Here is a 12,648-nt window from a genome sequence, read left to right as displayed (position 1 = left end):
GTGAAAACGGACTCTCGAATGACCTTCCAACGGCCCGGTTGAATCCGCCGCCGGACTCGGCCGGCCGTAGTCCCGGCGGACTGCGACTGGCTCAACCCGACCCCGAGCGGCCCTTGGCATCGTTCGCGCCGATGACCCTTGTTTGCCATGAACCAGCCCCCCGATGTTGAGCCGCCGCAGTCTCCCCTTGGTTTTGGGGCAGCGCTTGTTCTTCAGGAAACCAACGACCAAATGACCAGGAGGATATCTCGACCGCCGATATGCTTGCCCGACGTGTACACACCGGCTACGGCGCAAACGAAGCGGATCTTACTGTTCGTGAGCGCTTGTGGCTCGTCTCCATACGCCTTCCAGCATCGCAGGCACCCATTGCTCGGCCGGGCAGCGACTCCAGGTGTCGGCAAGAAAAATCATCGATTCGTCACCACCCGTCTGCCGAGCATTCTCTAGTTCCAACAGCAGAAGCGTACCCGCAGAGTAGGGGCAGCCACCGACCGTTCCCCCCTCTGTCGCTTGACGAAGGACCACGGCCGGGGCGAAAAGGCAGCGACGGCTAGCCATCTCGGGCGTGAGTGTCTGCCGCACCGCGGCGTCGAGATAAAGACCACGCATTTGATTCAGGCCTTTTACGACATTGTGTATTGCTACGCCGACTGCGTGGACGCCTGCAAGGTCACCACCGACCATCGAAGCGAGTAACGCCTTGGCACGCGTCACCTTGCCGGTCACTTGCCAGACCAGATTGCGCAGCGCATTCCCCGGCGCAAGCGATGCAGCAATCACTTCAGCGGCGGCCCAGGTGGCCTCGCCAGCTTCAAAGGTGGGACTGAATAAACGGCCTATGACCTGTTGCACAAGCGGCCCGACTGCAACGTTGGTGTTTGTGTCGCGAACCCACGCTGCCAATGGCTCCAGGTCGGCAGGAGCGGTGCGGATATCCGGTGCGATGGCATTGAGTCTTTGCCACAACGCGTCCTGTTGGATCTCGCGTCCAGTTGCCTTTCTCGCGCTCATCGTCGGGAATCGATGACCTTTGAGGGACAGCACCCCGAGTATGCGGCGGACCAACAGACTGTTGAGAAACGGCTTGCCCGTCCCAAAGGCGCGGTCTAGCGTGCCGTCACGCGCGATTTGAAGGATGTCGGCAGGCTGATCCACCTTGATGACATCGACAAGACCCGGAATATGTTTATGTTCCACGACTATGTTCCTCGAGGGAGTCATTCGTTCAGCTCGCGTGTGACGGCATACCCAGGCGTTTTGCCATCGCTGCCACTCGGGCCGCTCGAACAGGGCTGACGCCCGCGATCACCTTCCCGCGCCGTCAGATATGAGCCCCGATCATGTCGTCAAAGCAGGCTAATATCTATCAGCTACCCGACAGATTGGGATCGTATGAATTCCGATGTACAACGCTATCGACCACAACTTGCAACAACACCGTGGTTCAAGGATTTGCCGATCGAGCTTCAGGACTATCTTGTCGCTCGCTCTGATCTGGTCCGATTAAAGAAGGGGCAACCGCTCTATCGGCGAGGAGAACGGTCGTTCGGCCTGTACGCGATTCTCGATGGTGCATTGTCGATCGGCACCGTCGGAGCGGATGGAAAAGAAGCGTTGCTCGCCGTACTTGGCCCGACCGCCTGGATTGGGGAAGTCTCAATATTCGATGGGCTGCCTCGCCCGCACGATGCCTCAGCAATCGGTAAGACTCTTGTGCTTCACGTACCCGGTCCCGCATTGGAAACCCTGCTTGGAGCTCATCCTACTTACTGGCGACATTTTGGCTTGTTGATGGCGCAAAAAATCCGGATCTCCTTTGAGAACAACGAAGCCATGATACTGTTACCCGCCGCCCAGCGCCTGGCAAGTCGCCTATTGCTGATCGCTGGTGGCTACGGAGGGATTAATGCGGAACAGAGCAGGATAAGGCTCTCGCAAGATACCTTGGCTTCAATGGTTTCGCTTACTCGGCAGACGACGAACCAGCTACTCAAGAACCTTGAGAGCCAGGGTATCGTGGATCTGAAGTTCGGGGAAATCGTTATTCTTGATTTTGATCGCCTGCGCGCTGCCAGTGCCGGAGATCCCGTTCCTTGAGGCGCAATCCGGCTGCCTAGACCGGGCGGTTTCCAGTGCGTCACTTCGAATCGCGCACGACGAAAGCGTGTCAGAGGCTGTTCAGCCAATTTGTCCGTCAGGCGTCCCATAGCGGTCACCTGCGGATCAATACCGAGGGTCCCCTCGTGGCCGAAAGCCGACCTATCCTGCGTTCAAGACAGCTGGATCGATCTCACTATCTGTCAGCCCAAATCTCGCCATGCGAGCGCGATGATCTGGCGAACCGAGATATGAACGAAGTTGCTGATTAACCGCTTTTAAAAGATCCCCGTTCTCTCGGTTAAATGAAAACGCTCCCAGCGGAGGCGTCCGCTGTCTGCCGTTCATTTCCGGCTCGTGCGCAACGGCCTCGATCACCGAGTTGCCCATCCGGCTCGCAACAATTCGATTTCCCAAGGCCGTACTCGCATATGCGTCAATCGCGCCAGAGAGAACGGCCACGATCGCGTCGGCTTGTTGCTCGAAGATGACGATTTGCTCCTGACTTACGCCTGACGCCGTCGCCGAATCATGCTGTACCTGTCCGGCAATGATGCCGAGGCGCGCATCGGGACATTCGGCGATTGAGGAATAGCTACTGAGCGCTCTCGGGTTTCCTGGTCGAACCAGAAAGCCGTCCTCGATTCCCCACACCGGCACGCTGAACGCCACAGTATTGGTACGCTGCGGCGTCACAAAGAGAGGAACGTTCATGTCCCAACGACCTTCTTCAACGCCGGATAGCAATTCGCTGAACGTCGTCAAGCAATGCTCGATCCTGGTGACGCCGATCTGTCGCAGGATCGTCCCAGCGAGCTCGATATCAGCACCGGTAGCGGTGCCATCCGCTTCGGTCCAGCCGAACGGAGGTTCTTCGATGTACGCAATCGTTACCTTCATCGCTTCGTCTCGCAAACCGAAAACGGCCGCCAGACTTGGCGGCCGATTGTTGACGATTTTACTCCCATGCATAAATGTCTCTTCCCGGACCCGGCCAGCTGCGGTCCCGGCAGCCCGGGACCGTCTCAAACCGACTCAAAGCGGAAGTTGCCGGTTTGGGAAAGCGGACGTTCAGGACAGTGGAGGTCACCGGCGCTGTGCTGCTTTATCGCGCAGCGTCAGGTGGACCGCAGGGTTATGCATCAGATGCGCTGCAACCGTCTCAGCCACGTATCCCATGATTCAATACGAATCCGAGGCGTGGTGTGGGCTTCATAATCTTGACGCTTAATGCTCTCCTCTAGATCGTTCTGAGATCGCCCACCGATCACGACGCACCTGATATTTATGTCCTTGTCAGAATCGACGCCGAGCTTGCTGCGTGGACCTAGAAAAGCGTTATACAGTGTGTCGCCGGATTCGGCCCGCTTCCGAATCGCATGCGCTTCTTTCCGGAAGCTGTTCAAGTCGCGGAAGATGATGCCTAGCCTTTGAGAGATTTGCCCCGCGGCCTCGGTGATTTTGTGATTGAACGCTTTGTAGTGATTGGCGTTCAGAAGATTGAATTCAGCACCTTTGACTTCAACGAGGATGATATCCATCCTGGAGCGTCCGGTAAACACGACGAAGTCAACGGATCCGTCTGCAAGTGGAAATTCAGAGAAACAAATGTACTCGTCGTCGGGTTTTGCGTATGCCTCGCCAAATATTGACAGGTCGGTTTTCAGCAGGCGCTGAAGCTCTTGCTCTCCACTCCCGGATTGAACAAGTGCCTCTACGGATGCCTTTGAGACCATGCTCCCGATAATTTCGAGACGGCGCTTCGTGACCTCATTACTCTCGGGGTACCTAGATCCGATGAAGGGATCTTGGCGAAACAGAAGTCTTTCTGCTTGAGCGACAATCCGTGGGTTGGTGGAAGATCGATCAGATAGCTCGACATCTTCATCGCCAATCATTTCCAGTACCCGACCTCGACTCAGCTTTTCCCAATTGGCGTGAGGCGTAAGAGTCACCTTGTCGAACGAATCAAATGCCCCGTCGTTGGTTTCGTAGTGCTCGATATAGGTCGCGGGCGGAATGATGTAGCCCTGGTCAAGCAAAGATTTGATGATGAGTTCAACAGCATTCGTTACCGATAGACCATCGTTCTTGTTGCCCAGATCAGTCAGAAGAGCCACCATACCAGCAGGGCTGACGAAACAACGAACGCGACAGATGCCTCGGCTAACGTGCGTTCTTGCGTCGTTGAACTGGTGGACTATATCGAGTGTTTTCATGATGTTCAGCGTGGAAATGAGCGGCCTACCCGGCTTTCCGCGCAGGTCCGCTCGATTGCAGGGTTAAGTTCATGTGGGTGGGAAACGAATTATCTATCGTGGCTAATCACTGAGTCACGTCGCGTGCTCCTTCATTGCCGACGGCGTACCTCATGCGTTTTGCGTGATTAGTATGCATAGAAACGCGACAACCGGCTGAGTGCGGCAACGAGCGGTCACTCAAATGACCGTTTGCGTGCAACGGCGAGCGACCGCAGTTGGCAGCCGCCTGATGCGGTCGGCCGAAGCCGACCCACAACGGGCCCTCAAGCCAATGCAAATACGATGGGCGGTTGCAAGCTGAAACGGTTACGCCGAGCGCCTCTTTGCGGTGCGCCTCCAGTGGTCCATGCAAAAGGGAATTCGGCCTGGGCTGCTGTATTGCGGATTGTCCATGCTTCGCGCGGCCGTGCTAACCGCTGTCAGCTTCGAATCAGACGTGCCCTTCCTGCGTATCTCGGAGGAGGCGGCGCAGTCGAACAGTGCGATGCGCTCACGGCTGCCAAGCAGGATGAATCGCGATGCGATGTCGTTGGTGGACCCGTGTCGCAATCGGGTCAAGCGGCGGCGGCTGACGCGATCAGCATGTCGATCAGCGCACGGGAAGCGGCAGACAGGCGGCGATGCGGCGCATAGATGACCGAGAACGGCCGTGTGCGCCCTCGCAGACGGGGCAGCACTTCCACGAGCTTGCCATCCCGGATTCGGTCCTGAACGATGAAGTCATAGGTCTGGCAGATGCCGGCGCCGCTCAGCGCCATCGATACGACACCCAGTACGTCGTCGGAGACCGCGACATTCGAAGGCGGTAGCCAATCCACGTCGTGATCGCCTTCCCGGAACACCCATGGCGCAATACGGCCGCTGCTGGGCAGCATGAAGGGCAAGCAAAGATGCTGCTCGAGGTCGGCCACGTTTTCCGGCATGCCGGCCGCGGCCACGTACCCGGGCGACGCGACGAGGCACAGCGCCGCGTCCTCGAGCTTGCGCGCGACGAGGCCGCTGTCCGGCAATTCGCCCAGGCGAATCGCGAGGTCGAAACCTTCGGCCACCAGATCCACGTTCCGGTTCGCGATATTCAGCTCCACGCGAACGTGAGGATGTTCCTGGGTAAACCGTCTAAGCACCGGCGGCAGACGATAGTGTCCGTACGTCGTCGGTACGCTGAGCCGGACATGACCTGTCAACGTGCCGCCATGTCCCTGGATGGCCCGTTCGGCGTCGTCGATCAGCGCAAACGCCGCCCGCGATTGCTCCAGATAGAGCCGCCCATGCTCCGTCAGGCTCAACCGTCGAGTCGACCGGCGCAGCAACTGCACGCCCAGCCGGGTCTCCAGACGCGTAATGGCCCGGCTCAGGACAGAAGGCGTGCTGCCGAGTGCAACCGCGCCCGCGGTCATGGAACCTTTTTCGATCACCGTGACGAATGCTTCCACATCACCGAGATGGTCGAATCTTCTCGCCATCTTGTCCTCCGAAGAACAAAAGATTTACTTTCAGCCAAGTTTATCTCCTTGATTGATCCAAATACAGTGGCGGCATTGTGACTGCGTCGTTGGGTCATCCACGCAAATCAAGGAGCAGACCATGAATGATGAACACCGTGACCGCGACGATCTGTCGGTGCTGTTCGTCCTCACGAGCCACGCGACGAAAGGCTCGACCGGCGAGCCGACCGGCTTTTACCTCGGCGAAGTAACGCATCCGCTCGCTGAACTCGACGTGGCCGGCATCCCGGTCGAGTTCGCGTCGATCCAGGGCGGTGAGCCGCCCGTCGACGGTCTCGACCTGACCGATGAAATCAATGCGCGCTATTGGAACGACCGTGATTTCCGCGACGCGCTCCGCCATACGCAGCGGCTGGGCGACGTCGATGCGTCGAAATATGCCGCTGTCTTCTTTGCCGGCGGCCACGGCGCGATGTGGGACTTTCCAGGCAATCCCGACGTGCAGAAGGTGACTCGCGAAATCTATGAGGCGGGTGGCGTCGTGGCCGCGGTATGTCATGGCCCGGCCGCGCTGGTCGACTTGAAGCTCGGCGATGGTACTTACCTCGTCGCAGGCAAGAACCTCAGCGCCTTCACGGATGAAGAAGAGCGGGCAGTCCAGCTCGATCGCGTCGTGCCCTTCCTGCTCGCAAGCACCTTGATGCAGCGCGGCGCGCTTCACCATCCGGTACCGAACTGGACCGCAAAGGTCGTCGTCGACGGATGCCTCGTGACCGGCCAGAACCCGCAGTCGGCCGCCGGTGTCGGGGCGGCCATTCGCCACCTCTTGCTGAACCGTTCCGGCAAGGCCTGACATTCCCCATGGAGACAACCATGCATTCGATGCGCAAGCTCGCCGTGGCCGCCGTGGCCGCCGTGCTCGGCATGACGGCATACGGCGCTCACGCTGCCAACGTGCTCGTGGTGCTGTCGGATTCCGACCACCTCGATCTGAAGGACGGCAAGGTCTTCACGACGGGCTTCTACCTGAACGAACTCATGCAGCCCGTGAAAGCGCTGCTCGATGCCGGCCATCAGGTGACCTTCGCCACGCCGCAGGGCAAGGCACCGACGATGGACGCCACGTCGGCCGACAAGATGTACTTCAACGGCGACGACAAGGCGACGCGCGACTACCGGGCGTTGCTCGACAAACTGCAAATCACGTCGCGCACGCATTCCCCGGTGATCAGCCTGGCGCGGGTGGAGCAAATCGGTTACGCGCACTTCGATGCCGTCTATGTTCCCGGTGGCCACGCGCCGATGCAGGACCTGTCGACCAGCGCCGCCGTGGGCAGATTGCTGGCCGATTTTCACGCGCGCGGCAAGACCACGGCGCTCGTCTGCCACGGCCCGATCGCGCTGCTGTCGACGCTGCCCGATGCGCAGGGCTTTACACGCAAGCTCGCGGCCGCAAACGTGGGCGATGGCGATCCGAAATGGCTCTACGCCGGTTATCGGATGACGGTGATCAGCAACGCGGAAGAAGAGCAAGCCAAAGGACTGCTCGGCGGCGGCATGATGAAGTTCTATCCGCAAACTGCATTGCAACGCGCAGGTGCAATCTACAGCAGCAACGAGGTGCCGTTTACCGCTCACATGGTGGCCGATCGCGAATTGATAACCGGCCAAAACCCGGCGTCAGCACTCGACGTCGCCAATGAAATGCTGAAGCGGCTGAAGTAACGCCGCGCAACGGACCGGCATTGCTGGTTCCTCGATGAATAAAGGAGAAGCAAACCATGGATCTGCAACTTGAAGGAAAAACTGCGATCGTCACCGGCGCCACTGCCGGCATCGGCATGGCGATCGCGCGAACGTTGGCCGGCGAAGGCGTGGCGGTGACGATCACCGGGCGGCAACGCGACAAGCTCGATGCAGCCGCAGCCGAGATCTCGGCTGCGCGTCGCGGCAGTGTGCGTGCAATCGTCGCAGATGTGAGCTGCGAGCGAGGTGTCGCAGAACTGATCGACGCACAGCCTGATACGGATATTCTCGTGAATAACCTCGGCTACTACGAAGCCAAGCCGTTCGCGGAGATCACCGATGACGACTGGCTGCGAATGATCGACGTCAACGTGATGTCCGGTGTCCGGCTGTCACGTCACTACTTTCCCCGCATGCTTGCGAAGAACTGGGGGCGTGTGATCTTCATGTCCAGCGAAGTCGGTGCATTCACGCCACCGGACATGGTGCACTACGGTGTCAGCAAATCGGCGCAACTCGCAGTCTCGCGCGGAATGGCGGAGCTGACGAAAGGGACGGGCGTGACCGTCAACAGCGTACTGCCGTCCGCTACGCGCTCTGAAGGCATCGTGGCGTATCTCCGGCAGACCGCGCCGCGACCCGATATGACCGATGCGGAAATTGAAGCGCACTTCTTCGACACGTATCGCCCTAGTTCCCTCATCGCCCGCATGATCGAGGCCGACGAAATTGCCGCGATGGTGGCGTTGCTGGCCAGTCCGCTCGGCGCGGCATCCAACGGGGCTGCGGTGCGCGTCGAGGGCGGCACCTATCGGTCGATTCTCTGAGCCGGCACCACACTCGCGGGCGTGCAAGCGGGCCGGAAAGTGAGGTCAAATGCGGTACGGGGGAACGAGACGGTTAATGGCAAATCCAATTGTGTCAACGATCGGGGCGCTAACGTCAAGTGTCCGTTTCTGGCCGGCAGCCGCCGGTCGTGATCTCCCGCAACTGGCCAAACGGCGAACTTCGAGCGGTCCCGTGTGGCCCACTGGTAAACTCGGGCAGCCAAAGCAACTTTTCCCGGTCGCATGAGCATGCAACCCACCGCAGCACCTGCACCCGTCACTCCAATGATGCAGCAGTACCTGCGCTTTATCTGACCAGGCCTCAATCAGAAAGCTACGCCCAAACCTACGCTTGGCACTTTCGGGGACGTCCATTCCCGCCCCGAATCGGTCCGTCGGTGCGACGAGATCTGGACGACCACCCGCCCTTCTCCGACGTACAGCATGTCCGAGTGAAATGCTTGTCGCCATTTGCCAAGAGTGAGAGAACTGATCCACTACGGGCACCCGCAGTCGTAAGGGTGGAGGTCGAAGCCGGCCAGTTCTCAATGCTCCAGCAACAGTCGTGCGGGTGGCCTTCGTTCAAAGCCACGCTTAGGCCCACGGTCTATTGGGAAGGCGACTAACGAGAAGAATAAAAAATCAGCGGTAATTACAAACATTGGTTCTTTTTTTATACAAAAAATATGACGATTAAACCTCTTGACCAAATACAACACCACTACCATACTGACTTTTGTGAGTGAGAGCAATGTACCGAAAATCACTTCGGCGTAAATTATAGCGTAGATTTACAACCAAAATGGAGGCCCTATGAACATGAAAATGTAGTTTGCGCTGCTACAGTGAAATCATCGACTCGATAGTTCCTGTCGGCAATTTTCATTTTCGAGCGATCGCTACGCTAGGCGACCCATCCAATCTAGAATCGATGCAACGACTTCGATGCCAATTAATAGAGACAGCGCAATGAGTCGCCAGAACTTACCCAAATCCGACAGCAAACTCTTTCTTCATCTCGGGCGATCTACTGGCACGTGCATTGAATATTGAAATCATATAAATTCACTTCATAGCAATGCTTTTGGCTTGCGAACAAAATTCCACAAACCAATTGCCATTAATATTGAGGATTTAACATGGAAGACGATTTGATTTATACGGACTCGAAAATATCCGCCGAACCCGCAGCCTTCGACTCGAAGTATCAGTTCGACTCCGGCTGGATGGCTGAGAGCAATCAGACGAACCACAACTTAGTTATAGCCCACAATCTACATGTCTCACCCACTCAAATAGCTATTATTTTTTCACCCGACCAGGAAACGATATATCCACTGCTCTGGCCATGGGATAACTCCAAATCGGGAAATCCTATTTCAATTTGGGCCGATACAACCACTATCACACTCTCTATATATTCCAAAGTCCCGTTGCACGGAAGTTGGAATGGCCAGACCTCCAGTTGGACATACTGGAACACGGGATATTTCCGGGTTTTTGCCTCATCCTGATTGAGTCACTTGAATGCGAAAAGCTCGTGCTATCGGTCGGCGGGCTTTTTTCACATCGTAAGCTGACCAAGCCTACCACAAGCGCTTGATCGATACAGTCAGTGACAATATCGAATGGAATGCGCAGCCTAACGGCCTGTCCGAGTATAGCCTCCGATTCTGTGCTCATGACAAGCAGCCGCCCGTCGTGACCGCCGGAAACTGGCCGAAAGGCGAACTTCGTGCGCGCCGAGGCCGCCGGTAAACTCGGGCGACCAAAGCAACTTCTCCCGGTCACATGAGCATGCAACCCACCGCAACACCTGCAACCGTCACTCCAATGATGCAGCAGTACCTGCGCCTTATCTGACAAGGCTCGACGCACAAAACTACGCCACAGCCCACGCTAACCGTTTCGAGGATCGACCGTTACCGACCCACTTCGGCCCGTCGCCCCAGCTCGACGACAATGACGGCTTTTCAACATACAACAGTCGCTCGCGCGACGTCAGCTTCGTCCGACTATCGAACGCGCGCGCTTTTGATCCAACGCATCCTTCGTTTTGGCGCACCTCGCTACCCACTCATGCTGCTTCCGTTAACGCGAGGTAAGCCCTTGTGAGATACTGCATTGGAGGCCTTTGCCGCTGTAAGCAGCTTCTATTGTCATGAAGAAAAATGGAACATCTGTCTGAAACACTCGATATACAAACGATACGCGTTCCCGCAGGAACGATTGCATTGAGGGACGACAGAATTGGCCGTAGATGGTCTGTCGACCTACCGCACTTTTTGATCGGCCGCTATCCCGTCACTCAGGCGCAATATGCTGCGGTAACCGGACAATGGCCATCGTCATATGTCGCCGCGCAATGTCCAGTAGTCAACGTATCCTGGATTGATGCCGCCCAGTTCTGCAACATGCTTTCAAAGGCGGCCGGCCTTCTCGACTGTTATGAATTTCATGACGATGGAACGGGGGCTTCTCTTGTCCCAGAAAGTAACGGCTATCGCCTGCCCACCGAAGCTGAATGGGAGTACGCTTGCCGCGCCGGAACAAATGGTCCGAGATACGACAAACTCGGCGATATAGCCTGGTATAGAGAAAACTCGGGGGGGCACACGCATGAGGTGGGTCAAAAGCAAGCAAATGACTGGGGGCTTTTCGACACGCTAGGAAACGTTTGGGAGTGGTGCGCCGATCTATACGACCCAGAAGTCTATGGTTCGTATCGCGTGTTTCGTGGCGGTGGTTGGGCTGATGCCGAACGAGGCTGCCTTGCTACGAATCGACGTCGTAGCCATCCGACATTTGCAATCGATGATCTTGGCTTTCGGGTTGCCCGATCGCTTGACGCTCGTGATGGGTAATCGCGAGCACATCCGGCTTTGTCGACCAGCAGTGTTGGACGAATCTGGGGCTTGCCTGACAGCGGGCTGTTGAAGCACATCAAGTAGCGACGCGACCGAGGGAACATCCGTTATCTAAGGCGCAACGGACATTCGAACGTCCGCTTGAGCGCGCGGTTGAACGACCGAAAGTGGCCGAACTCAGCCAATTTAGCCAGCGAACAAGTTTTATACGCCGCCGTTAATCCCCCGGGCAGGCGTCTCTCGCCTCGGGAAGGATCACCGCACAAAAAAAGTGCATTGATGCTGGCGAACCGGGCTCAACTCTTGCTCGACGTCTTAGCTACAAATGACGTGGGCGCATGCTGAACCTGTTCGCTTCCACATTTCGGGCATTGCGGGTGAGCGGTTTCATGCTCCGCGAGATGTTCAACATGTTCGAACGTCTCGCCACACTTCTCACAACGGTATTGGTAAGTAGGCACGGCATCCCTCCGGCACGAAGCTTGCATGTGTCGCCGCGGACGAAGCCCGGACGGCGTCCAGCACCCCAGATGAGGAATTGTAGTGCAGGACATGTGCAGACACTAATCCTCCATCACCACAACACGCTGCTCCCCGCACGGCCCGGTGATAAGCTCAACGTCGATGCACCATCGCCCATCCGCCCCCAAACGAGCCCCCTCATGCCCCTCGCCCCAGCCATCCTCTCCGCCTTCACCCCAACCGGCAAGCTGCGCGCGTCGATCAATCTCGGCAACCCGATCCTCGCGAACCGCGATCCGGCCACCGGCGAACCGTTCGGCGTGTCGATCGACCTGGCACGCGCGTTCGCCGAGCGCCTGTCGGCCGAGCTGGAACTCGTCGTGTTCGACGCCGCCGGGAAATCGGTGCAGGCGCTGACGGAAGAGCGCGCCGATTTCGGTTTCTTCGCGGTCGATCCGCTGCGCGGCGAAATGGTCGCGTTCACCGCGCCGTACGTGCTGATCGAGGGTTTCTATCTCGTGCGCGACGCTTCGCCGATCCGCACGAACGAGGACGTCGACCAGCCGCACAACCGCGTGACCGTCGGCAAGGGCAGCGCATACGACCTGTTCCTCACCCGCGAACTGAAGGCCGCGCAGATCGTGCGCGCGCCGACGTCGCAGGCCGTCGTGCAGACGTTCGTCGAACAGCAACTGGAAGTGGCGGCGGGCGTGAAGAAACAACTCGAAGCCGACGCAGCGAAGACAACGGGCCTGCGCCTGCTCGACGAACGGTTCATGGTGATCCGGCAGGCGATGGGCGTGCCGAAGAGCCGCGGCGAGGCCGCCGCGGCGGCGCTGAACGAATTCGTCGAGGACATGAAGGCGTCGGGCTTCGTCGCGGATTCCCTGCGGCGGCACGGCATCACCGGCGCGTCCGTCGCACCGCCAGCCTGACCGAA

11 protein-coding genes are annotated in these 12,648 nt (G+C 58.0%); 6 read left to right on the top strand and 5 right to left on the bottom strand.

The features are described 5' to 3' along the window. Positions 1–309 precede the first annotated feature (309 nt). The gene (locus FPJ27_RS00975; protein WP_239483156.1) at positions 310–1,200 is read right to left on the bottom strand and encodes a hypothetical protein; all 891 of its coding nucleotides are present in this window, start codon (positions 1,198–1,200) and stop codon (positions 310–312) included. 195 nt (positions 1,201–1,395) lie between these two features. Between FPJ27_RS00975 and FPJ27_RS00970 the strand changes: the two genes are divergently transcribed. Then, entirely contained in the window at positions 1,396–2,100 is a 705-nt protein-coding gene (locus tag FPJ27_RS00970) for a Crp/Fnr family transcriptional regulator (RefSeq protein WP_204421083.1), read from the top strand. Between the two features lie 162 nt (positions 2,101–2,262). Here FPJ27_RS00970 and FPJ27_RS00965 read toward each other — a convergent pair whose 3' ends face one another. The 3 genes from FPJ27_RS00965 to FPJ27_RS00955 all read right to left on the bottom strand — a co-directional run bounded on the left by FPJ27_RS00965 (position 2,263) and on the right by FPJ27_RS00955 (position 5,824). Continuing rightward, positions 2,263–3,000: a transporter substrate-binding domain-containing protein gene (locus tag FPJ27_RS00965; RefSeq protein WP_204421235.1), complete on the bottom strand. Its 738-nt coding sequence runs from the start codon at positions 2,998–3,000 to the stop codon at positions 2,263–2,265. A gap of 242 nt (positions 3,001–3,242) precedes the next feature. Continuing rightward, positions 3,243–4,319 (bottom strand): Shedu immune nuclease family protein, encoded by a 1,077-nt coding sequence (locus tag FPJ27_RS00960; protein ID WP_204421082.1) that lies wholly within the window; start codon positions 4,317–4,319, stop codon positions 3,243–3,245. Positions 4,320–4,915: 596 nt separating this feature from the next. Beyond that, positions 4,916–5,824 (bottom strand): LysR family transcriptional regulator, encoded by a 909-nt coding sequence (locus FPJ27_RS00955; RefSeq protein WP_175963463.1) that lies wholly within the window; start codon positions 5,822–5,824, stop codon positions 4,916–4,918. A 121-nt stretch (positions 5,825–5,945) separates the two neighbouring features. Between FPJ27_RS00955 and FPJ27_RS00950 the strand changes: the two genes are divergently transcribed. The 4 genes from FPJ27_RS00950 (at position 5,946) to FPJ27_RS00935 (ending at position 11,243) form a co-directional block, all read left to right on the top strand. Continuing rightward, positions 5,946–6,659, top strand: coding sequence for a type 1 glutamine amidotransferase domain-containing protein (locus FPJ27_RS00950; RefSeq protein WP_204421081.1), 714 nt, complete (start codon positions 5,946–5,948; stop codon positions 6,657–6,659). 20 nt (positions 6,660–6,679) lie between these two features. Then, positions 6,680–7,531 (top strand): type 1 glutamine amidotransferase domain-containing protein, encoded by an 852-nt coding sequence (locus FPJ27_RS00945; protein ID WP_204421080.1) that lies wholly within the window; start codon positions 6,680–6,682, stop codon positions 7,529–7,531. 56 nt (positions 7,532–7,587) lie between these two features. Next, entirely contained in the window at positions 7,588–8,379 is a 792-nt protein-coding gene (locus FPJ27_RS00940; RefSeq protein WP_175963461.1) for an SDR family oxidoreductase, read from the top strand. A gap of 2,171 nt (positions 8,380–10,550) precedes the next feature. Further along, on the top strand, positions 10,551–11,243 hold the full coding sequence (locus tag FPJ27_RS00935) for a formylglycine-generating enzyme family protein (protein ID WP_204421079.1): 693 nt from the start codon (positions 10,551–10,553) through the stop codon (positions 11,241–11,243). Between the two features lie 299 nt (positions 11,244–11,542). Here the strand turns inward: FPJ27_RS00935 and FPJ27_RS00930 are convergent, their stop codons facing one another. Then, positions 11,543–11,707, bottom strand: a complete 165-nt coding sequence (locus tag FPJ27_RS00930; protein ID WP_072440632.1) for a zinc ribbon domain-containing protein — start codon at positions 11,705–11,707, stop codon at positions 11,543–11,545. 201 nt (positions 11,708–11,908) lie between these two features. Between FPJ27_RS00930 and FPJ27_RS00925 the strand changes: the two genes are divergently transcribed. Further along, a complete protein-coding gene (locus FPJ27_RS00925; protein ID WP_204421078.1) occupies positions 11,909–12,643 on the top strand; it encodes an ABC transporter substrate-binding protein in 735 nt (244 codons plus the stop codon). Positions 12,644–12,648 lie beyond the last annotated feature (5 nt).

The organism is Burkholderia sp. MS455 (assembly GCF_016899445.1).
Classification (GTDB): Bacteria; Pseudomonadota; Gammaproteobacteria; order Burkholderiales; family Burkholderiaceae; genus Burkholderia; species Burkholderia pyrrocinia_C.
Note: the sequence above shows the minus strand (reverse complement) of the source record. Positions and strands in the feature narration are given on the sequence as shown.